The organism is Nocardiopsis baichengensis YIM 90130, assembly GCF_000341205.1.
In the GTDB taxonomy this organism is placed as follows: Bacteria; Actinomycetota; Actinomycetes; order Streptosporangiales; family Streptosporangiaceae; genus Nocardiopsis_A; species Nocardiopsis_A halophila.
In genome coordinates this window covers 101,674-123,145 of record NZ_ANAS01000012.1, presented here as the reverse complement: position 1 = coordinate 123,145, position 21,472 = coordinate 101,674, and the positions used below count along the sequence as shown (strand labels likewise).

General features: G+C 72.0%; 14 protein-coding genes. 3 read left to right on the top strand and 11 right to left on the bottom strand.

Annotated elements, in window-relative coordinates:
* Positions 1-82: 82 nt before the first annotated feature.
* A complete protein-coding gene (locus tag C892_RS0111530; RefSeq protein ID WP_017557315.1) occupies positions 83-1,174 on the top strand; it encodes an exonuclease domain-containing protein in 1,092 nt (363 codons plus the stop codon).
* Between the two features lie 655 nt (positions 1,175-1,829).
* Here C892_RS0111530 and C892_RS0111525 read toward each other — a convergent pair.
* The 5 genes from C892_RS0111525 to C892_RS0111505 form a co-directional block, all read right to left on the bottom strand.
* Entirely contained in the window at positions 1,830-3,554 is a 1,725-nt protein-coding gene (locus C892_RS0111525) for an ABC transporter family substrate-binding protein (RefSeq protein ID WP_026124302.1), read from the bottom strand.
* Positions 3,555-3,612: 58 nt separating this feature from the next.
* Positions 3,613-5,739 carry a dipeptide ABC transporter ATP-binding protein gene (locus tag C892_RS0111520; RefSeq protein WP_017557313.1) on the bottom strand — a complete coding sequence of 709 codons (2,127 nt, stop codon included), beginning with the start codon at positions 5,737-5,739 and terminating at the stop codon, positions 3,613-3,615.
* Positions 5,740-5,752: 13 nt separating this feature from the next.
* Positions 5,753-6,679: an ABC transporter permease gene (locus tag C892_RS0111515; protein WP_017557312.1), complete on the bottom strand. Its 927-nt coding sequence runs from the start codon at positions 6,677-6,679 to the stop codon at positions 5,753-5,755.
* A 64-nt stretch (positions 6,680-6,743) separates the two neighbouring features.
* Positions 6,744-7,727, bottom strand: a complete 984-nt coding sequence (locus C892_RS0111510) for an ABC transporter permease (RefSeq protein WP_040685370.1) — start codon at positions 7,725-7,727, stop codon at positions 6,744-6,746.
* A 655-nt stretch (positions 7,728-8,382) separates the two neighbouring features.
* Positions 8,383-9,528, bottom strand: a complete 1,146-nt coding sequence (locus C892_RS0111505) for an NDMA-dependent alcohol dehydrogenase (protein ID WP_017536954.1) — start codon at positions 9,526-9,528, stop codon at positions 8,383-8,385.
* Between the two features lie 473 nt (positions 9,529-10,001).
* Between C892_RS0111505 and C892_RS0111495 the strand changes: the two genes are divergently transcribed.
* Positions 10,002-11,516, top strand: coding sequence for a sodium/proline symporter (locus C892_RS0111495; RefSeq protein ID WP_017557308.1), 1,515 nt, complete (start codon positions 10,002-10,004; stop codon positions 11,514-11,516).
* A gap of 112 nt (positions 11,517-11,628) precedes the next feature.
* Here the strand turns inward: C892_RS0111495 and C892_RS0111490 are convergent, their stop codons facing one another.
* From C892_RS0111490 to C892_RS0111480, 3 genes are all read right to left on the bottom strand, one after another.
* Positions 11,629-12,162 carry a GNAT family N-acetyltransferase gene (locus tag C892_RS0111490; protein WP_017557307.1) on the bottom strand — a complete coding sequence of 178 codons (534 nt, stop codon included), beginning with the start codon at positions 12,160-12,162 and terminating at the stop codon, positions 11,629-11,631.
* 112 nt (positions 12,163-12,274) lie between these two features.
* Positions 12,275-13,357, bottom strand: a complete 1,083-nt coding sequence (gene mgrA / locus C892_RS0111485; protein ID WP_017536958.1) for an L-glyceraldehyde 3-phosphate reductase — start codon at positions 13,355-13,357, stop codon at positions 12,275-12,277.
* Positions 13,358-13,486: 129 nt separating this feature from the next.
* On the bottom strand, positions 13,487-15,586 hold the full coding sequence (locus tag C892_RS0111480; protein ID WP_017557306.1) for a PhoX family protein: 2,100 nt from the start codon (positions 15,584-15,586) through the stop codon (positions 13,487-13,489).
* A 579-nt stretch (positions 15,587-16,165) separates the two neighbouring features.
* Here C892_RS0111480 and C892_RS0111475 point away from each other — a divergent pair.
* Positions 16,166-16,678: an ATP-binding protein gene (locus C892_RS0111475; protein ID WP_017557305.1), complete on the top strand. Its 513-nt coding sequence runs from the start codon at positions 16,166-16,168 to the stop codon at positions 16,676-16,678.
* Between the two features lie 324 nt (positions 16,679-17,002).
* On the opposite strand, the gene C892_RS31770 is transcribed toward C892_RS0111475, so the two are convergent.
* The 3 genes from C892_RS31770 to cmtR form a co-directional block, all read right to left on the bottom strand.
* On the bottom strand, positions 17,003-17,179 hold the full coding sequence (locus C892_RS31770; RefSeq protein WP_017536961.1) for a hypothetical protein: 177 nt from the start codon (positions 17,177-17,179) through the stop codon (positions 17,003-17,005).
* A gap of 206 nt (positions 17,180-17,385) precedes the next feature.
* Positions 17,386-20,652 (bottom strand): efflux RND transporter permease subunit, encoded by a 3,267-nt coding sequence (locus C892_RS0111465; RefSeq protein WP_017557304.1) that lies wholly within the window; start codon positions 20,650-20,652, stop codon positions 17,386-17,388.
* A 459-nt stretch (positions 20,653-21,111) separates the two neighbouring features.
* On the bottom strand, positions 21,112-21,459 hold the full coding sequence (gene cmtR / locus C892_RS0111460) for a Cd(II)/Pb(II)-sensing metalloregulatory transcriptional regulator CmtR (protein WP_026124301.1): 348 nt from the start codon (positions 21,457-21,459) through the stop codon (positions 21,112-21,114).
* Between the last annotated feature and the right edge of the window lie 13 nt (positions 21,460-21,472).

Sequence of the window (21,472 nt, the reverse complement as noted above, 5' to 3'; positions counted from 1 at the left end):
TCGCGACGCCCCAGGGCGTCACAGGTCTACGGGACAATCCGTGGGTGCCGTCGGCGAGGGCCGCGGCTGTGGAGGTGCACTGATGGTTGACGGGACCGGGGACCCGCTCCCCCTGGAGGGGCTCCCGTTCGTGGAGAACCCCGCCCAGGACGGGCGGGCGACGGCCGCTGGAGGGTCCGCCGGAGGAACGGCCGCCGGGCCGGAGGCGGCCGAGCACGACACCTGGGTCGCGCTGGACTTCGAGACGGCCAACGAGGACAACGGCAGCGTCTGCCGGGTCGGCATGGTCCGCGTCCGCGGCGGCCGGATCGTCGAGCGCCACCTCGAGTACGTGCGCCCTCCCGCCCCCGCCGACTGGTTCGACCCCGCCCTGGCGCCCTACAACGGCGGCGTCACCGCCGAGGACGTCCGCGACGCCCCGGAGTGGCCCGACGCCCTCAAGCGCATCCTCGCCTTCACCGACGGCGCCCCTGTCGTCGCCCATTGGGCCCGCATGGAGATGGACGTCATCGAGCGCGCCTGCTCCTACACCTCCACCGAGGTGCCCGACCTGCACTTCTCCTGCTCCTACGTGCTGGCCGACGCCGTGTGGACCGACAGCCGCAACCACAAGCTGCCCACGCTGTGCGAGCGGATCGGCTTCCCCCTCGACCACCACAACCCGCTCTCCGACGCCGAGGGCAGCGCCGAGATCGTGCTGGCCCTCATGCGCGAGCGCGGCGCGCCCACCCTCCAGGCGCTGTGCGAGGCCGAGAACGTCTCCATGGGGCGCGTGTCCCCGGGCCGGCGGGCGCTGTGGTGCCGCAGGCGCGACAGGGGCGGCCGCGGCGATCGCTTCGACCGGTCCGGGGGCCGCTTCGCGCGCTGGAACGAGCACAGCAAGGCCGAGCCCCCCGAGCCCGACCTGGACGCCGACCCCGACGGCCCCCTGTACGGCGCCGTGGTCTGCCTGAGCGACACGCGGCGCGACAAGATCGAGCTGTGGCGGGAGGTCGCCGCCGTGGGCGCTTCGATCTCCAAGAACGTCACCAAGAAGGTGACGGTGCTGGTCGTGGGCGACCACGCACAGGCCACCAGCAAGCGCCGCAAGGCCGAGGAGTACCGCGCCAAGGGCCAGGACATCGCCATCATCGACGAGGCCGAGCTGGAACAGATCCTGCGCGAAGGCGCGTGAGCAGGAGGCGGCCCCTGAAGTGTCAGGAAGGCGCTCGGAGGGCGGTCGACCCGCAGGGGCTTTCGAGAAGAAGCGGAACGGCGCGGAACGGCGGTGCGGCCGCCCCGCCGTTCATTCGCTGAGAGAGCACCGAGAGCACCGAGAGCACTCGGAGACCGGAACCGAAACCAGAGCAAGGGCCCCGTCGGCCCCATGGCGTCCGGTGTCGGTGGTGTCCGCTGGAGTGGTGGAACTGTCGGCCGCGTCCTTGTGAGCGGTGCGACCACTGCGGCGCGGGCCCCGGCCCCGCCCCGGTGCGCGCCCCCTCCTCGCCGTTGATCTCGGGGAAGCCGGGGTAATACCGGCGAGTATTACCCCGGCTTCCCCGAGATCAACAAGGGTGTCTATGCGGGCGGCAGGCAGTGCCCCCGGGGGGGGCGGCCGGGGCCGGATCTCAGGGACCCCCGGCCCCGCCGCGTCCGCTGTCGATCAGAGCACGGCGCGTTTCCGGGGGTCCCGCGCCGAACTCAGGGCCGGATGACACGCCCTCCGGTCCGGTTACGGACCCGCCCCCGGAACGGAGGCGCGCCCCCACCGGGAGGGCACCCGCCCGGCCGCCTCACGGGCGAGGGCCCGTGAGGCGGCCATGACACGGTCACGGGACCGGTGGAGACCACTAGTCCTGCGGCGTGGTCCAGCCGATGTCCTCGTAGTGCCAGTTGGACTGCAGTCCCGGACCGCCGACGTTGGCCAGGTCGTCGGCCATCGCGTAGGTGCCGGTGCGCTGGAAGAACGGGATGCCCTGGCCGTTCTGCCACAGCAGCGCGTCGATCTCGTTGGCCAGCTTGCCGTACTCGTCCGGGTCGACCGTCTGGCGCAGCTCGTCGAACTTGTCGTTGATCTCGTCGGTGGAGGTCCGGGCGTTGTTGTTGCCCCAGTCCTCGCCGTCGTCGCCGAACGGCCCGGTGAAGTTCTCGAAGCTCTCGCCGACGTAGGGCGTGCTGCCGACCTGGACGAACGAGGCCAGCTCGAAGTCGCCGGTGTAGATGTGGTCGTTGAAGAACGCGTCCGTGGGGATCGAGTCGGTGACGACCTTGATGCCGACCTCGCCCAGCATGTCCTTGGTCACCTGGGCCTCGGACTCGCAGGCCTTGACGCCGGCCGGGCAGAAGAACCGCATCTCCAGCTCTTCGCCGTCCTCGTTGGTGCGCACCTCGGCGCCCTCGTCGAGGGTCCAGCCCGCCTGGTCCAGCAGCTCCCGGGAGCGCTCCTGGTCCTGCTCCCCCAGGTCGCCGGAGTTGTCCTGGAAGTGCGGGTCGGAGGAGCGCAGCAGCCGGTTGGCGGTCGGGTCGCTGGGCCAGTTGATGCTCTCCAGGGAGAGCTGGGCCAGCGCCTGGCGGTCGATGCCGAGCATGACCGCGTGCCGGACGTCGACGTCCGACAGCACCGGGCGGTCGGCGTTCATCTCGATGTACCGGTAGCCGTTGTCGATGGCCTGGGTGACGTGGCCGTCCTCGCGGCCGCTGGCCGTCTCATAGGTCGAGGCGGTGTAGCCGACGTAGAAGCCGTCGATCTCCCCGTTGGCGAAGGCCTGGGCCTGGCCCTCGGGGTCGCCCGGCTGGAAGTGGATCTCGTCGAGCAGCGCCTTGTCGCCCCACCAGTCCTCGTTGCGCTCCAGGATGGTGGTGTCGGAGCTCTCGTCGACCTCCTTGAAGTCGAACGGTCCCGCGGTGATGGGGATGTCGTTCATGTAGTCCTCGTTGAACTTGTCGGCGTCCTCCATCACCTCCTTCGGGTACAGGTTCTCGAAGAGCATGCCGTACTCACCGAACGGCTCGGAGAAGGTGACGGTGAACTCGTACTCGTTCCCGCCCTCTTCGATGTCCTCGACGCTCTGGTAGGCGTAGACCTCGCCCGGGGCACCGAAGTCGCCGTCCTCCTGGCCGGACAGCGTCTTCCACTGCTGCTCGTAGTCCTCCCAGGTGATGGGCTCGCCGTTGGACCACTCGGCGTCCTGGTTGAGCACGAAGTCCATCTCCGTGCCCTCGTCGTTCATCTCGAACTCTTCGACGTAGGCGGGGTTGGGCTCGGCCTCGCCCTTGTCGGTGTACCGGAAGGCGCTCGGCATGACGGCCTTGATGATCTCCACCACCGCGCCCAGGTTGCCGTCGGTGTGGTGGCTCATCAGCTGGTCGACCGGCTGCGAGCTGCCGTAGACGAAGATGCCGCCCTCTTCCAGCTCCTCTCGCGGGACCGGATTGAGGTCGGAGGCCGCGATGTCCTCAAGGGTGGGGGTGTCGCCGTCCCCGCCGCCGTCGTCGCCGCCACCGCCGCAGGCGGTGGCGGCGAGCGCCAGCGCCAGGACCGGCGCGGCGTAGGCCACTGTCCGTCTCGTACGCATAACTGCTCATTCCTCCTTGGATTGCCGGCCGGAGCCGGAGCGGGGGATGCAGGGGAGGTCAGACGACGGAGCGCCCCTGCGCGTAGTGGCAGGCCGCGGTGTGGTCGTCGCCTCCGGTGGCCTCCAGGTCGGGCGAGACCTCGATGCACGGCGTGCGCTCGGCCTCGGACAGCCCGGCGAACTTGGGGCACCGGGGCCGGAACCGGCAGCCCGAGGGGGGGTCGGCCGGGCTGGGCAGGTCCCCTTGGAGCACGATGTGCGAGCGGTTGCGCTCCTTCTCCGGGTCGGGGATGGGGATCGCGGAGAGCAGCGCCTGGGTGTAGGGGTGGGCCGGGTCCCTGAAGATCCGGTCGACCGCGCCGATCTCCACGATCCGGCCCAGGTACATCACCGCGACCCGGTCGGCGATGTGCCGCACCACCGACAGGTCGTGCGCGACGAACAGGTAGGACAGGCCGAGCCGCGCCTTCAGCTCGTCGAGCAGGTTGATCACGCCGGCCTGGATGGACACGTCCAGCGCCGAGACCGGCTCGTCCAGCACCAGCAGGCGCGGCTCCAGGGCCAGGGCGCGGGCGATGCCGATGCGCTGGCGCTGGCCGCCGGAGAACTCCTGGGGGTAGCGCCCCGCGTGCGCCGGGTCCAGCCCCACCAGGTCGAGCAGTTCGTGCACCCGCGCGCGCATCCGGTCCTTGGGCAGGCCGTGGGTCCGCAGCGGCTCGGCGACCACGTCGAAGACGAGCATGCGCGGGTCCAGGGAGCTCATCGGGTCCTGGAAGACCACCTGCACGTCGCGGCGGACCGCGAAGCGCTCGCGCGCGTTCATGGTGCCCGAGCGCCGGCCGAGCAGGTCGACCGTCCCGCCCTGCGGCCGCTCCAGGCTGAGGATCTCCATCAGGGTGGTGGACTTGCCGCAGCCGGACTCGCCGACCAGCCCCAGGGTCTCGCCCTCGGCGATGTCGAAGCCGACCCCGTCGACCGCGTAGACGGTGCCCACCCGGCGCTTGAACACCGCGCCCTTCATCAGCGGGTGGTGCTTGACCAGGCCGTCGACCTGGAGCACCGTCTCCCGGTCCTCGCGGCGGACCTGCGCCTCGGGCGGCGGGGCGGCCTCCGGGACCGGGTACACGTCGGCGGCGGTCCAGCCCTCGCGGTCGATCTCAGGGGCGCGGATGCAGGCCGCGGTGTGCCCCTGGCCGCCGATCTCCAGCAGCTCCGGCTCGCCCTGGTCGCACTCGGCGGTGGCGATCGGGCAGCGCGGCGCGAAGGGGCAGCCGGGCGGCAGGTCGCTCAGCGAGGGCGGGTTGCCCCTGATGGGCACCAGCGGCGCGCGCTCGTCGGTGTCCAGGCGGGGCACCGATCCCAGCAGGCCCATGGTGTAGGGCATGCGGGTGCGGTGGTAGACGTCGTCCACGGCGCCGACCTCGACCGGGCGCCCGGCGTACATGACCAGCATCCGGTCCACGAGCCCGGCGACCACGCCCAGGTCGTGGGTGATCATCACGATGGCGGCGCCGGTCTCGCGCTGGGCGGCCTTGAGGACCTCCAGGATCTGCGCCTGGATGGTGACGTCGAGCGCGGTGGTGGGCTCGTCGCAGATGATGACGTCGGGGTCGTTGGCGATCGCTATGGCGATCATGACCCGCTGGCGCATGCCGCCGGAGAACTCGTGCGGGAAGGACTTGAAGCGGTGGGCCGCGTTGGGGATGCCCACCAGTTCGAGCAGCTCCACCGCGCGCGCGGCGGCCTTGTCCTTGGGCATCTTGGGGTTGTGCACGCGGATGGCCTCGACGATCTGGTCGCCGACCGTGTACACGGGGGTGAGCCCGGACAGGGGGTCCTGGAAGACCATGGCGATCCGGGAGCCGCGCTTGGCGGACATGGCCTTGTCGTCCAGGCCGAGCAGCTCCTCGCCGTGCAGGCGGATGGAGCCGGTGATGCGCGCGCTGTCGGGGAGCAGCCCCATGGCGGCCATGGACGACACCGACTTGCCCGACCCGGACTCGCCGACGATGCCCAGGATCTCGCCGCGCCGCACGCTGTAGCCGACGCCGCGCACCGCCCGGACATCGGGGCTCTTGCCCCGCCCGGGGAAGGTGACGTGGAGGTCCTCGATCTCCAGCACGGGGGCGCCGGTCTCGGCGGCGCCCGGCTCGTCCGCACCGGTACGGGTGATGGTCTCGGTCATTTCTCCTTCTCCCCTACGACCGGCGCTCGGACTGCGGGTCGAGGGCGTCGCGCAGCCCGTCCCCGATGAGGTTGACGGCCAGGACCAGAAGCACGAGCAGGCCCGTGCTGAACACGAAGGTCCACGGGTGGGTGACGGCCTGGCTCGCCCCGTCGGAGATCAGGGAGCCGAGCGAGACGTCCGGCGGCTGCACCCCGAACCCGAAGTAGGAGAGGCTGGTCTCGACGATGATGGCCGAGCTGACGTTGATCGTGGCGTCCACGATCAGTAGCGAGGACATGTTCGGGATGATGTGCCGGAAGATGATCGTCCAGGCCGGCACGCCCATGTACCGGGCGGCCAGCACGTATTCGCGCTCCTTGAGGGAGATGGTCATGCCGCGCACCATCTTGGCGGTCACCATCCACAGGAAGGCCGCCAGGAGCCCGACGAAGACCAGCCACCCCTGGTCGCGCAGGACCGGGTAGAGGATCGCCAGGATCAGGAAGCTCGGGAGCACCAGCATCAGGTCGGTGATCCACATCAGGACCCGGTCGGTGACGCCGAGGAAGTACCCGGCGAACGCCCCGACCACCGCCGCGACCAGGGTGGACAGCACCGCGACCAGCAGGCCGATGATGACCGACTTCTGCAGGCCGACCATGGTGCTGACGAACACGTCGCGGCCGGTGCTGTCGGTGCCCCACCAGTGGTCGGCCGAAGGCGGCTGCAGGAAGGCGGAGTAGTCGCGCTCGCCGAAGTCCCAGGGGCTCAGCAGCGGCCCCACCCAGGCCATGACGACCATCAGCACGATGACGACCGCGCCGAACAGCACGCGGCGGGTCCCGGCCATCTGGCGCAGCACGGCGGACCAGCGGCCCGGCGTGCGGGCGGGCGCCGGCTCCTGGCCGGCCGCCTCCGGCGCGTCCGGCGCACCGGTGCGCTCTGCGGACATGCTCATCGGATCGGCTCCTGGGCGGGGATCGGGGGCGCGGGGCGCCGGTTCGGGACGCGGGACCGGGCCATCAGCTCACCCTCACCCTCGGGTCGAGCCAGGCATAGAGCACGTCGGACAGGAACGCCGCCGCCATCACGCACACCGCCATGAAGCAGGAGACCGCGGCGACGGCGTGCACGTCGTTGGTGGCGATGGAGTCGATCAGCCAGGACCCCATCCCCTTCCAGTTGTAGACCTTCTCGGTGAAGGTGGTCCCGGCCATCATCACGCCGAAGGTGAAGGTGAAGTAGGTGACGGTGGGGATGAGCGCGGTGCGCAGCGCGTGCTTGAGCAGTGCGGCCCGCCGGGTCAGCCCCTTGGCGCGCGCCGTGCGCACGAAGTCCGACCCCAGGACGTCCAGCATCATGTTGCGCTGGTAGCGGCTGAACACCGCGAACTGGGACAGCGCCAGGGCCATGGTCGGCAGGAACATGTGCTTCATCCGGTCCCACAGGGTGCCGAAGAAGCCGGCGTCCAGTCCGGGTGTGGCCTCGCCGTTGAAGATCAGCATCTGCTCGCCGGCGACGTCGTTCACCCAGATGGCGGCGACCTGCAGGGTGATGGCCACGACCACGGCGGGAACGGCCAGAACGGTGAAGGCCGCGCCGGTGGAGAGGTGGTCGAACAACCCGTACTGCTTGACCGCCGCATAGGCGCCGATCGCCACACCGAGGCTCGCGCCGATCACGACGCCGGCGATGATCAGCCGCAGCGAGACCAGGACGCGGATCTCGATCTCGTCGTTGACCGATGCGCCGGTGACGGTCTTTCCGAAATCACCGGTGACCACGTCGCCGGCCCAGACCACCCACCGCTCGGCCAGCGGTGTCTTGTCGTTGAGATTGAGCTCGTCCAGGCGCGCGTCGACCGCGGCCTCGGTGGGGCGCGGGCTCTGGTTCTCGTAATTGACGCGCGGGCTCAGTGCGGAGGCCGCCAGGAGGTAGGCGCAGGTCGTGGCCACGACGATCAGGACCAGATAATTCACCAGTCGTCTGACCAGGAACAACCACAAAAGAGGCCTCCAACCCTGCGATGCCCGCACCGCGGCGTGCGTTCGCACCGGTGCATCGGAGGCCGCCGACCGCGCCGGGCCGGGGCTGCGGGGAACTCCCCCGCACCCGCGGGCGATCAGGGGGTGGGGATCCCGTGCGCCACCGGCGAGGTTCGCTCCCGACGACCACCGAAACGTGCTTTTCTTCCGGTTCACGGTCGGTGCCCGGAATTTCAACGAGTGTGCTGGCTCACAGGACACCGACCGGTCACCGTGACATCAAGAAAGCACAACGAGGATCCGATCGTCCAATTTCGAAGGACCGGGGAGCACTTCCGCCCGACCCCGAACTCCCCCGTGCGTAGCGTCCGAAATCGCGCCCCGGGCGGCCCGGAAAACGCGGCGCCGCAGGCGCTCCCCGGAACCGCCCGGGGCGCTCGGGCGCCGTTCGGAGGCCGCTTGCCCTCGGCGGGGATCCGCGGCAGACCGGAAACGCCCGTGCACGTGCACGATTCCCGATAGCCCTGCGGACACGGGGAATCCCGGTGTTTCGGCGACCTTTTCCTCCGTTGTTAACGCACACTTACCGACCCGGCCTGACGGTGGCCCCGACGGGCGATCGCTGATTCACGTTCCACGGGCCGCGCCCCGAGAACGGGCCGCCCGGCCCGCCCGGTCAGCCGGATCCGCCCTCGTCCCCGTGCAGGACCACTCCGCGGATGATGCGCCCCTCGCGCAGGTCCTGATAGGCCGTGGCGATCTCGTCGAGCTTGTACCGGCGCGTGATGAGCTCGTCCAGCTTCAGCCGGCCCGCCTTGTACATCTCCAGCAGGCGCGGGATGGCGTCGCCCGGGGTGTCCGTCCCGTACAGCGTCCCCTGGATGCGCTTCCCGGTCATCGCCATCTCCCAGAGGTTGATCGGCAGCCCCACCGCGGAGGCGTCGCCGATGCCGGTGACGACGACGGTCGAGCCGCGGCCGATCGCGGCGAAGGCCTCGGCCACGTGGCCGGGCTCCAGGTTCCCCACGCACACGATGGCCGCGTCGGCGCCCTGCCCGCCGGTGACCAGGCGGGCGTGGTCGGCCGCCTCGGCCATGGTGGCCACCGCCGCCGTGGCGCCGAACCCCAGCGCGGCCTCGCGCTTGAAGGCGACCGGGTCGACCGCGATGACGTGCGCCGCGCCGCGCGCGGCAGCGCCCTGCAGGGCGTTCATCCCCACCCCGCCGGTGCCCATGACGATCACCGTGTCGCCGAAGCCCACCCCGGCCGCGTTGGCCGCCGAGCCCCAGCCGGTCACCACGCCGCAGCTGACCAGCGCCGCGGCCTCGAAGGAGACGCCGTCGGGGATGGGCGCCAGCGAGTACTGCGGCACCACGGCCCGCTCGGCGAAGGTCCCCAGCATCGTCATCTGGCCGGCGTCGCGCCCCTGGACCCGGGCGCGGAAGGTGCCGTCGGGCATCGAGCCGGCCAGCCCGAACACCGCCAGGTCGCACATGTTCAGCCGGCCGCGGCGGCAGTTGGGGCAGTGCCCGCAGCTGGGCACGAACTGGGCGGCGACCCGGTCGCCCGGCGCGAGCCGGTCCACGCCCGGCCCGACCTCCTCCACCACACCGGCCCCTTCGTGGCCGCCGATCAGCGGCAGCTGCGAGACGGGCATGGCCCCCGATGCGGCGTGGGCGTCGGAGTGGCACAGCCCGGCGGCCTTGAACCGCACCCGGACCTCTCCGGCCCGCGGCTCGGCCAGGTCGACGTCGACGACCTGCCAGGATCCGGGCTGCTCCATGAGTACGGCGGCACGCGCCGCCAATGTGGCGTCGGGCATCGTGGCGTTCGGCCTTCCGTGAGGGGGGGAGTCGGGACGTCGCGCCAAGCGAGTGCTTGTTCGGCAGGCGGTACGCCGTCAGTGGACCACCGGGGCGCCGGGGTGTCAATACCCGGTTCCGACCCTCGGCCACCGCGCCCGACCGACCGGTATGGATCACGACTCCACGTCCGTTGCATCACACCGTGATCACACGCCCTGGTGATCTTCCGAGCAAGAGGTCGCATATGTCACTGGAGGTCACTCTTCGTCACCGGCGTCCCGCTAAGAGGCGGTCGTGTTCGGCGGCGCACGGGCACTAGCTTGCGTGACCACCGTCACGGGCCCCGCCCCGCACGGGGCCGACGACCCCATCGAACCGGAGGACCCCCCATGACCTTCGCCCTCTCCTTCACCCTGTTCGTGTTACCGCTCCTGGTCCTGGCCGCCGCCGTCCTCGGCTACGCGGCGACGCGGGAGAGGGGGGCGGCCCGGTGAGCGATACCGCCGTGTCCATCGAGACCGACTGGGCGATCGTCGCCTCGTTCGTCCTCTACCTGCTCCTGCTGGTCGGCATCGCCCTGTACGCCGCGGGCGCCCGGTCCAGCTCGATGACCGACTTCTTCCTCGGCGGCCGCGCGATGAAGCACTTCGTCGTCGCCATGAGCGCGGTGACCTCGGGCCGCAGCGGCTGGCTGGTGCTGGGCGTGACCGGCCTGGCCTTCGTCGACGGCGCCGCGGCCGTATGGTCGGTGGTCGGCTACACCACGGTCGAGCTGTTCCTCTTCCTGTTCGCCGCACCGCGCCTGCGCCGGTTCACCGGCAAGATGAAGGACATCACCCTGCCCGACTTCTTCGCCAGCCGGCTCGGCGGCGGGCAGGGCCTGCGCGTCCTGGTGGTCGTGGTCATCGTGCTGTTCATGACCGCCTACGTCTCCTCCCAGTTCGCCGCCGGGGGCAAGGCCTTCGCCGGGACGTTCGGGGTCGCCGACACCACCGGAGTGTGGATCACGGCGGGCGTCGTGCTGGCCTACACCCTGCTGGGCGGGTACGTCGCGGTCGCGCTCAGCGACGCCGTCCAGGCGGTCTTCATGATCGTCGGGCTGGTGGTGCTGCCCGTCGTGGTGGTGGCCTCGCTGGGCTGGGGGCCGATGTTCGACACCCTGCGCGCGCTGGACCCCGCCCTGCTCGACCCCTACGCCATCGGCTTCGGCGGCATCATCGCCGCGGTGGGGATCGGCCTGGGATCGCCCGGCCAGCCGCACATCATCGTGCGCTACATGTCCATCGACGACCCGCGCAGCCTGCGCCCGGCGGCCCTGTGGGGCACGGTGTGGAACGTGCTGATGGGCTGGGGCGCGGTGTTCATCGGCCTGTCCGGCCGAGCCGTGTACGGCGGCGTCGACGCGCTCCCCTCCGCCGACAGCGAGCAGCTCTTCCCGTTCCTGGCCGGCGAGTACCTGCCGGGCGTGGTCGCGGGCCTGCTCGTCGCGGCGGTGTTCGCCGCCATCATGTCCTCGGCCGACTCCCAGCTGCTGGTGGCCACCTCCGGCGTGGTCCGCGACATCTACCAGCGGATCCTCAAGCGGGACGCCGAGGACCTCAACCCCCGCCGCCTGGTCATGGTCAGCCGCGTGGTGGTCCTGGCCCTGTGCCTGCTGGCGGTGGGGATGCTGTACATCCCCGGCATGGAGGACCTGGTGTTCTGGCTGGTGCTGTTCGCCTGGGCCGGGCTCGGCGCGGCCTTCGGCCCGCCGCTGCTCATGGCGCTGTTCTGGCGCGGCACCACCGCCGCCGGGGCCGCCGCCGGCATCGTCACCGGGGCCCTGGTCACCATCGTCTGGTACTACACCCTCTCCGACGTCCTCTACGAGCTGGTCCCCGGCGCCATCGCCTCGACCCTGGCGGTCTGGGCCGTCAGCGCCCTCACCCGCAAGCCCGAAGGGGCCGACCGGATGATGGGGCTGCTCAAGGGCGACCCGTCCGAGAGGGCCGGCGTCCAGGGCTGACCGCCCCGGCCCGCCCCGGCCCGGCCCGGCCGACGCCGGCCGGGCCCCGGCCGCGGTCGGGGCGGGCGCGGTGCGCCCGTCCCGACCCGCCCGTGCCGTCGGGATGCGGCCGTCACAGCTCCTTGCCGTAGCGCAGCTCGGTGAAGGTGACCCCGTTGCGCGTCTTGGAGCGGCGGCCGCCGTCGGGCGTCCACCCCTCCCGGGCGTAGAAGGCGCGCGGGCGGTGGTTGGGCTCGGCCGTCCACAGGTGCGCCCGGCGGCGCCCCTGCGCGCGCATCGACCGCACCGCCTCGTCCATCAGCAGGCGCGCGGTGCCGTCGCCCCAGTGGTCGGGGTGCACGTAGAACAAGTGCAGCTCGGCCTCGTCGGCCGATGCGGCCGGGCCCATCGGCGGCCGCCACAGCGTGAATCCGGCGATCCCGCCCGCCCCTCCCCCGGCGCCGGGGGCCTCCTCGGCGACCAGGACCCGCGTCTCGGGCGCGCTGATCCCCGCCGCGAACACCGCGGTGCGCAAGGGCTCGCTCCGCAGCTCCTCCTCCGGCAGGAAGTGGCTCCATCCGGCCGCCCCGGCCGCGCGGAACACCTCCGCCATCGCCTCGGCGTCCCCCGTCTCGGCGCTGCGCACCGCGATCGTCGTGCGGCCCATCGGCGTCCTGCGCCCCTCTCCCTCGTCTCCCGGCCCCTGCACCGCCCCACCCGCCGCCTGCGGCCGGGCCGGGGACGGCCGTCCCCGGCCCGGGCCGTGCCGCGCGGCCCGGTCAGCCGTCGCTGGAGCGCTTCCAGATGTTGACCCCCAGCTCCTTGGCGTGGGTGTCGATCGCGTCCAGCTCCTCGGCGGTCAGCTCCGGGCCGCGCACCGCCTCCAGGCTGTCCTCCAGCTGCCCGACGCTGCTCGCGCCGATGAGCACGGAGGTGACGCGGGGGTCCCGCATCGCCCACTGCAGGGCGAGCTGGGCCAGCGACTGGCCGCGCTCGGCGGCGATGCCGTTGAGCGCGCGGACCGTCTCCAGGCTCTCGTCGTTGAGCCATTCAGGGCGGAACGACTTCTTGCCCGAGGCCGCCCGGGAGCCCTCGGGGACGCCGTCCAGGTACTTGCCGGTGAGCATGCCCTGAGCCAGGGGCGAGAACACGATGCAGCCCATGCCCTCGGCCTCCAGGGTGTCCAGCAGCCCGGTGTCCTCGATCCAGCGGTTGACCATCGAGTAGGAGGGCTGGTGGATGAGCAGCGGCGTGCCCAGCTCCCGCATGATCGCCGCCGCCTCGGCGGTGCGCTCCGGGGAGTAGGAGGAGATCCCGGCGTAGAGCGCCTTGCCCGAGCGCACGGCGGCGTCGAGGGCGCCCATCGTCTCCTCGAGCGGCGTGTCGGGATCGAACCGGTGGCTGTAGAAGACGTCGACGTGGTCCAGGCCCATCCGGGCCAGCGACTGGTCGAGGCTGGCCAGCAGGTACTTGCGCGACCCGCCGCCGCTGCCGTAGGGGCCGGGCCACATCTCGTAGCCGGCCTTGGTGGACACGACGATCTCGTCGCGGTAGGCGCGGAAGTCCTCGCGCAGGATGCGGCCGAAGTTGAGCTCGGCCGAGCCGGGCGGCGGGCCGTAGTTGTTGGCCAGGTCGAAGTGGGTCACGCCGAGGTCGAAGGCCCGCCTCAGCACGGCCCGCTGGGTCTCCAGCGCCCGGTCGTCGCCGAAGTTGTGCCACAGCCCCAGGGAGATCGCGGGGAGGTCGAGGCCGCTGCGCCCGCTGCGCCGGTAGGGCATGCGCCCGTCGTAGCGCTCGGGGTCGGCGCGGTGGACCCCCGCGCTCGGCACGTCCAGCCGGGGAATGTCTGCTTCTCGCACCATGGGTCCCATCATTCCATCTCGGAACAGGGGGACGCGCACCGAGCGCACGGGAGGGCCCCGGCGAGGCACGACGCCCCCGGGGCCCGGCGGACCGGCCGCCGACCGGTGCCCGGTCGGCGGCCGCCCGGGTCAGCTGCCGATGTCCTTGCCCCAGCCGTGCCAGATGGCCACCACCGACGGACGCGGGACGTCCCCGTTGGGCCAGGTGCTCTGGGGCTCCTCCGCCGTGCCGTCCTCACCGGGGTGCTGCGGCGCGATGAACGCCGTCTTCTGGTCCTCGGTGATGAGCGGGCCGCAGCACTCGGCCCCCACCGGCACGGTGGCGAAGGTCTTCAGCTCGCCCTTGTACTTCCCGCGCATCGGCACCGCGTGCAGCGCGTCGTTGATCTCCAGCTTCTTCTGGCCGTCGGTGGAGATCCACAGGTTGCCCTTGTCGTCGAAGGTCAGGTTGTCCGGCGAGGAGATCCGCGCGACCTTGGACTTGTCGAACCCGGCGAAGTAGGTGCTCGGGTCGTCCGGGTCCCCGCAGACGATGGGCACGTCCCAGGTGAACTCGGTGGCTCCCGCGTCGTCACCGGCCTCGGTGATCTCCAGGATGTGGCCGTGCTTGTTGGGACCGCGCGGGTTGGGCTCGTCGGCCTGGCCCGGCTCGCGCGCGCTGTTGTTGGTCAGTGCGCAGTACACCTTGCCGGTGACCGGGTTGGGCTCGAAGTCCTCGGGACGGTCCATCTTGGTGGCGCCCGCCTTGTCGGCGGCGATGCGGGTGTAGACCAGCACCTCGGCCACGCTCATGCCCTCGACGTAGCTCTCGGAGTCGCTGCACAGGGCGATCCACTCGCCGACGCCGTCGAAGGCGCCGTCGGAGGGCAGCTCGCCGGAGCCGTCGATCTCCTCGGCCGGGCTGTTGCCGGTCAGGCGCGCCGCATACAGCGTCCCGGTGTCCAACAGGGTGGCGTTGTGTCGGGCCGAGCCCTTCTTGAACCTCTTCGCACTGACGAACTTGTAGATGTAGTCGAAGCGCTCGTCGTCGCCCAGGTACACCGCCACGCGGCCGTCCTCGGTGATGCGCGGGTTGGCCCCCTCGTGCTTGAAGCGGCCCAGCATGGTGCGCTTGCGGGGCTTGGCCGAGGGGTCCGTCGGGTCGACCTCGACCACCCAGCCGAAGCGGTTGGCCTCGTTGGGGTGCTTGGACAGGTCGAACCGCTCGTCGACGCGGTTCCAGCGGCGGCCCGACTCGCCCCCGGTCATGCCGTAGCGCGCCAGCTTCTCCCGGGCCTCCTCCGGCGCGCCGTCGGCGTTGACGAAGTACTGGTGGAAGTTCTCCTCACAGGTGAGGAAGGTGCCCCAGGGGGTGGTCCCGCCGGAGCAGTTGTTGAGCATGCCCAGCACCTCGGTGCCCGAGGGGTCGGCCTCGGTGCGCAGCAGCTCGCTACCGGCGGCCGGTCCGGTCACCTCGAAGGGGGTCTCGGCCGTGATGCGCCGGTTGAACCGGCGGCGGCCCTTGGCGACCTTCCAGGCGCCGCCGGCGCCCATCCGCACGATCTCCACGACCGAGCCGCCGTGCGCGGCCATGGCGATCCGCATCTGCTCTTCGGTGGCCGTGTCGTTGGAGAACTCACGGAACATCAGGTTCTCGTTGGTGTACTCGTGGTTGACCCACAGCAGTCCGCGCCGGGGACGGTGCCCGTACCCCTTGCCGTTGCCGTGGCCCTTCCCCTTGCCCTTTCCGTGGCCGTGTCCCCGGTCCAGCGGGACGAAGCCGACGTAGTCGCAGTTGTAGCCGAACTGCTTGGCCTGCGCCTCGGGGGTCTGGCCGTCGAAGTCGAACTCCGGCGCGTCCGGCAGGACGGGGTCGCCCCAGCTGATCACGACGCGGTGGCGGTACCCCCAGGGCACCTCGACGGCGTCGGGGCGGGTCCCCGGGGTGCTCTTCAGTCCCTTGAAGGTCAGGCGCGGGTCGCCCCTGCCCGGCTTGGCCGAGGCCGGTGCGGCCAGGCCGCCCAGGGCGGCGAACCCTGCCGCGGCCCCGGCGCCCACCGCGCCGGCGCGCAGGGCGTTGCGGCGCGAGACCATGCCGCTGAAGATGTCACCGAAATACGGGTTGGCGCTCTTGTTGGGGGCTTCGTGGAAGCAGGCGTCGCCGCAGCGCAGGCGGCAGGTGGCCCTGGATCTCCCGCCGCCCGCCTGGCCGATCAGCGGCAGCGTGCGTCGGGGCGCGGAATCGGGCACGGAACGTCCTCCTGAAGGTCAACGGGGTGATGCCCGCGGGCCCCGTCGGCCGTGGGAGCCGGACCGGCGGTGCCCGGACGTCCCCGACACTGGCGAAGACGCCGCTCGCCGCGGTGAATCCGCGGTGAATGCACCGCCAAAACCCCGGCACGCATCGCCCTCCCCGTGTGTCCGGGACCACATCTCAGACGCACCGTAGCCGAAACACGGCCCTTCGTGACAGACCTGTTCCCCCGCCGGCAGCGGTGTGTCCGGCCGGTGCCGACCCCGCGTCCGTCCCGCCGCAGGCTCCGCGTCCCCTGCGGCTCGGGGGCCCTGTGCCCCACACCACCCCCCGTGCGACTCACCGGAAGTCAGCGGGCGTATCCTGTCCGTGGATTCGTCTCCCCTGAACGCGTCCGGTGTCCTCCCCCTCCGATGCCGGCCGCCCGACACGTCCACACCGTCCCCCAGCGAGCGGTCCTCGACCGATTCCTCCAGCGCCGTGACCCGCGCGGGCATCGGACGCCGCCCGGCGAGGACCCGCTCGGACGCGCCCCGCGCCCGGGCACGATCCATCCGTCCATCGATCGTCCGGCGATGACCATGACAGAACACCCCGTACCGCCCGACGCGCCGGGGCCACCGGCCCGCCGCAGGTTCCCCGGCCTGGCCCACCAGATCAAGCACGCGCGCCGCTTCGTCGAGCGGGCGCTGGCGCACAGCCCCGAGGTCGCCACCGCGACGCTGCTCACCAGCGAACTGGCGACCAACGCCATCACGCACAGCGCATCCGGCACCGCCGGGGGCAAGTTCGAGGTCAGCGTGCACACCGCACCGGGGTGGACCCGGGTGGAGGTGCGCGACCTGGGCAGCCCCGAGCACCCCCGGGCCCAGCACCGCGGCCCCTACGACACCGCCGAGCACGGCCGGGGGCTGGACATGGTGGAGGTGCTGGCCGCCAAGTGGGGCACCGAGCACCGCTCAGGCGGCCTCGGCCGGACCGTCTGGTACGAAATGGTCTGGGAGGCGGCCGAGGAGACCGGTCCCGCGCCCGAACCGGAGGACGTCGAGAACGACCCGGAGACGGAGACCGCCCGCCGCACGGCCTGAGCGCCGCGGTGGAGGCGCGCCTCCTGGACGCCCCATCGGCCGGAGGCGGTCGGCCGCCTCTGGAGGAGCCGGAGGAGAGGACCCGCCGACCGGCCCTCCGCGCCGGTCCGGCCCGGACCGGCGCACGGGGCGTGTCCGAGGGGACGCCCGCGTCTCAGGCCGGGGACCCCGGCAGTGGGAGAGGCCTGCCGGGCCGGCGCGACCGCCCCTCCCGGCCGGCGGACGCGCAGGGCCCCGGACACGACGAAGGGTCTCCCCCGCGGGGGAGACCCCGTCCGTCTTCGGTGCGTGCCTTCCGTGCTTCGCTGGGCCCGGGCCCGAGCACTACTCGCCCCCTTCGGCCCCGTCGGTCTGCGCGTCCTTGTCGCCGGCGTCCGAGCCGAACACCTTCATCCGGTACTTCTCGTACAGCTCGCGGGCGTAGTCCTTGGCCTCCTGCGACGGTTCCTCCCCCAGCTCCTGGCGGACGAGGTCGTCGAGGTCCCTGTCCCTGCTATCCATAAGGGGCAGCTTGCCTGGGATAACAGCGGATCGCAAAACGGCGCGGCGGTGTCACCGTGCGCCGTGCGAAGCCGATCAGGCCAGGTGGGGGCGCTCGCACGGCGCCGTCCCAGCGCACGGACGTGCACGGGGGCGGCGGACGGCACCCGCCGCCCGCCGCCCCCGGCCGGGATCCGGTTCCCCGCGTGCGCGGGTTCCGGTCCGGCTCACTCCACCTCGGCCCGCTCCTCGGACGCGGCGCCGCGGTCGGCGCCGTCCCCGGCGCCCGCCTCGCGCCGCTCGGCGCGCACCCGCTCCAGCTCGGCCTCGCGCTTGGCGGCCCGGCGCTTGGCGCGGCGCTCCTTGCGGCCCTCGGCCATGGTGTAGAGCACCGGCACCAGGACCAGGGTGAGCAGCGTCGAGGTGAACAGGCCGCCGATCACCACCAGGGCCAGCGGCTGGGAGATGAACGCCCCGCCGCCGGTGATGCCCAGCGCCATCGGGGTCAGCGCCCCCATGGTGGCCAGCGCCGTCATCAGGATCGGGCGCAGCCGGTGCCGGGAGCCCTCCACAACCGCCTCGCGCAGCTCCATGCCCTGCGCCCGGTACTGGTTGATCAGGTCGATGAGCACGATGGCGTTGGTGACCACCACGCCGATCAGCATCAGCAGCCCGATCATCGCCGGCAGGCCCAGCGGCTGGCCGGTGAGCATCAGCAGGCCCAGCGAGCCCGTGGCGGCGAACGGGATCGACACCAGCAGGATGAAGGGCTGCATCAGGCTCTTGAAGGTCGCCACCATGATCAGGTAGACGATCACGACCGCGGCCAGCATGGCCACGCCCAGCTGGGCGAAGGCCTCGTTCTGGTCGGCGCTGACGCCGCCGATCTCGGCCTGGGCGCCCTCGGGCAGGTCCAGGGTGTCCAGGGCCTGCGCCAGCTCGGCGCTGACCCGGCCCAGGTCGTCGGCGGTCGGCGAGGCCGACACCGTGGCGCTGGTGACGCCGTCGGTGCGGTTGAGCTCGGGGGCCTGCACGACCTCCTCGACGTCGGCGACGTCCTCGAGGTCGACCGTGCCGCCCGCGGGCGCGGCGATCTCCAGGTCCTCCAGGTCCTCCACCGATCCGGGCGCGCCCTTGACGTGCACCACCACGTCGTGGCGGCGGTCGTCGATGCTGGCGCTGCCCACGGTCTCGCCCTGGAAGGCCTCGGAGACGGCCTGGCCGACCTGGGCCTGGCTCAGCCCCTCCTCGGCGGCTTTCTCACCGTCGACCTCCACCTGGAGCATGGGGAGCGCGGCGGCGATGCTGTTCTCCACGTCGGCGGCGCCGTCGATGTCGCGCACCGCCTCCTCGACCTCGTCGGCCGCCTCCTCCAGCGTCTCGGTGTCGTCCGCGGTGACCTGGACCTCCAGCGCCGAACCCATGCCGCCGGAGTCGGCGAGCACGACCTCGTTGTCGGTGTCCACGTCGGCGAAGGCCTGGCGCAGCTTCTCCTGGTAGGCGGCCTGGTCGCCGTCGGGGTCGGTGGTGATGGTGTAGCTGGTGCTCCCAGCGCCGCCGCCCATCATCGCCGCCATCGGGTCGCCGCCGCCGACCGAGGCCTGGTAGGACTCCACCCAGGCCAGGCCCTCCAGCTGCTCCTCGACCTTCTGGGCCTCGGCGTCGGCCTTGTCCGCGGAGGTGCCGGGCGGCAGCTCCTGGGTGGCCTGGTAGGTGTTCTGCCCGTCGTCGCCCAGGAAGTTGGTCTTGAGCGCGGGGCTGAAGGCCAGCGCGAAGGTGCCGATCAGCAGCGCGATGCAGGCGGTCAGGGACAGCACCCGGTGGCGGGTGGTCCAGCGGATGACCGGCAGGTAGGCGCGCTGCAGCGGGGAGCGCAGCTCCTTGGCGCGCTCCTCGGCCCGGATCCGCTCGGCCTCCTCAGGCGGGACCGGCCGCGGCTTCATGAACCAGTAGGCCAGCACCGGGATGATGGTCAGCGCCACCAGCAGGGAGGCGGCCAGCGCGATGCTCACGGTGACCGCGAAGGGCCGGAAGAGCTCGCCGACCATGCCGCCGACGAAGCCGATCGGCAGGAACACGGCGATGGTGGTCAGCGTGGAGGAGGTGATCGCCGTGGCCACCTCGCGGGTGCCGGTGGCGACCGCCTCCATCTTCTCCTTGCCGTAGCCCATGTGGCGGCGGATGTTCTCCAGCACCACGATGGAGTCGTCGACCACGCGGCCGATGGAGACGGTGATGGCGCCCAGGGTCAGGATGTTCAGGCTGTAGCCGAAGACCTCCATGCCGACCATCGCCACCAGCAGCGAGACGGGGATGGACACCGCAGCCACCAGCGTCGAGCGCACCGAGAGCAGGAACGCCAGGATGATCGCGATGGCGAAGACCAGGCCGAGCACGCCCTCCTCGAACATCGCAACGATGGACTCGTCGATGTAGGGCGCCTGGTCGAAGACGACGCTCACCTCGGCGCCGTCGCCCAGCGTCCGCTCGAAGTCGGACACGCGCTCCTGGACGGCCTCGGAGATCTCGACGGTGTTGCCCTCGGGGGTCTTGAGCACCATCACGCCCAGGCTGGGCTTGCCGTCGGTGCGGGTGATGGAGCCGTTGTCCTCGGTCCGCAGCTCCACATCGGCGACCTCGCCCAGGCGCACCGGCTCGGGGGCGGACTGCGCCGCCCCGGCCGCGCCCGCGCCGCCCGCGGCACCGGCGCCCGCCCCGGGCCCTTGGGCGGCCGCCCCGCCGCCTCCGGCCCCGGGCGTGACCCACACGTCCTCGATGTCCTCCAGGGACTCCAGGCGCGAACCGGTGGTGACGGTCAGGGTGCGGTCGTCCTCGGTGATGTCGCCGCCGGGCGAGAGCACGCCGCTGGACTGCAGGGCCGCGGTGACGTCGGCGTCGCTGAGCCCCTCGTCCTCCAGGTCGTCCTCGTCGGGGGTGACGGCGACGCTGGTCTCCTTGACGCCGGTGACCATCGCGCCGCGCACCCCGTCGATCGACTCGATCTCGGGGGCGACGGTCTCCTGCAGCGGCTCGGCCAGCGCCTGGGCGTCGTCGTCGCCGGCGCCGACGGCCAGCATGACCACCGGCATGTCGTTGATGCCGAAGGACTGCACGCTGGGCTCGACGTCGTCGGGCAGCTGGCCCTGGACCTGGTCCACGGCCTTCTGCACGTCGCGCACCACGTCGTCGGTGCTGTCGTCGTAGTCGAACTCGGCGACCACCTGCGCGCTGCCGTTGGCGGAGGTGGAGTTGTAGGAGGTGATGCCGGACACGCCCTTGACCGCCTGCTCGAGCGGAAGCGTGACCTCGTTCTCCACCACCTCGGGGGAGGCGCCCTGGTACTGGGCGCCCACCGTCACCATGGGCACGTCCATGGACGGCATGAGCTCGCGCTTGGCCGAGCCCGCGGCGAGCACGCCGAAGACCACGGCCGACAGCGTCACCAGCAGGATCAGGGCCCGGTTGCCCAGGGACGTCGTGATGAGTCGGTTCATTGCGGGCCTCCGCTCACACGCGCGCCCATGGGCGGGCGGGGGATCGCAGGGTCGCCAAGAGCGGTCTCGGCAGGTGGGGACATGAGAGTCGGTGCTCCTCGAAGGAAGTACGGCACTGCGTTCGGCACCGCCGGGCCGGTCCGCGCCGCTCTGCGCGGTCCGCTGCCGGGCGGTGGTGTGGACTCACCCGCGGGGCGGGAACGGGGCCGCCGGGTGCGCCGGGCACGCGAAACACACGATACTTCGCGTCTCACCTCAGGACGGGCCGTCCGGGCCGGGATTCAGGGGTCTCTCAGGGGTGTGTCAGCCCCGTGTCAGGGATGGCGCTACCCGGCCTCCTCCTCAGGGAGGAGGAGGGTACGACCGGGGGCGCAGGCGCGCGTGCCGCACGCACCGTACGCCGGTCCCGGGCAGGGGCGCGGGCGGGGGCGGGGGCGGGCGGGGTGCGGGCGCCGGCGGTCAGCCGGCCGGGACGGGGGTGGACTCCCCCGGCGGGGTGTGCTCCTGCGCCACACCCCACACCACGTCGAGCAGGTCCTCCAGGGCGTGCGCGAGGGAGGTGTCGACCAGCTCGTAGGAGACCTGGCGGCCGTTCTGACGCCCCTGCACCAGGCCGCATTCGCGCAGGCAGGCGAGGTGGTTCGACACGTTCTGCCGGGTAAGACCCAGCGTGTCGGCCAGCCCGGCGGGGTGCCCGGGCCCCTCCAGCAGGGCGAGGAGCAGGCGGCAGCGCGTCGGATCGGCCAGTGCGCGGCCGAGGCGGTGGATCGCGGAGAGGCGCTGCTCGGAGGTCAACATGAAAACCATTTTACAGCATTTG

Bases quoted from the DNA above. Each gene is read 5' to 3' on its own strand.
- C892_RS0111530 (WP_017557315.1), top strand. From the start codon at position 83: ATGGTTGACGGGACCGGGGACCCGCTCCCCCTGGAGGGGCTCCCGTTC.
- C892_RS0111525 (WP_026124302.1), bottom strand. From the start codon at position 3,554: ATGCGTACGAGACGGACAGTGGCCTACGCCGCGCCGGTCCTGGCGCTG.
- C892_RS0111520 (WP_017557313.1), bottom strand. From the start codon at position 5,739: ATGACCGAGACCATCACCCGTACCGGTGCGGACGAGCCGGGCGCCGCC.
- C892_RS0111515 (WP_017557312.1), bottom strand. From the start codon at position 6,679: ATGAGCATGTCCGCAGAGCGCACCGGTGCGCCGGACGCGCCGGAGGCG.
- C892_RS0111505 (WP_017536954.1), bottom strand. From the start codon at position 9,528: ATGCCCGACGCCACATTGGCGGCGCGTGCCGCCGTACTCATGGAGCAG.
- C892_RS0111490 (WP_017557307.1), bottom strand. From the start codon at position 12,162: ATGGGCCGCACGACGATCGCGGTGCGCAGCGCCGAGACGGGGGACGCC.
- mgrA (WP_017536958.1), bottom strand. From the start codon at position 13,357: ATGGTGCGAGAAGCAGACATTCCCCGGCTGGACGTGCCGAGCGCGGGG.
- C892_RS0111475 (WP_017557305.1), top strand. From the start codon at position 16,166: ATGACCATGACAGAACACCCCGTACCGCCCGACGCGCCGGGGCCACCG.
- C892_RS31770 (WP_017536961.1), bottom strand. From the start codon at position 17,179: ATGGATAGCAGGGACAGGGACCTCGACGACCTCGTCCGCCAGGAGCTG.
- C892_RS0111465 (WP_017557304.1), bottom strand. From the start codon at position 20,652: ATGAACCGACTCATCACGACGTCCCTGGGCAACCGGGCCCTGATCCTG.
- cmtR (WP_026124301.1), bottom strand. From the start codon at position 21,459: ATGGTTTTCATGTTGACCTCCGAGCAGCGCCTCTCCGCGATCCACCGC.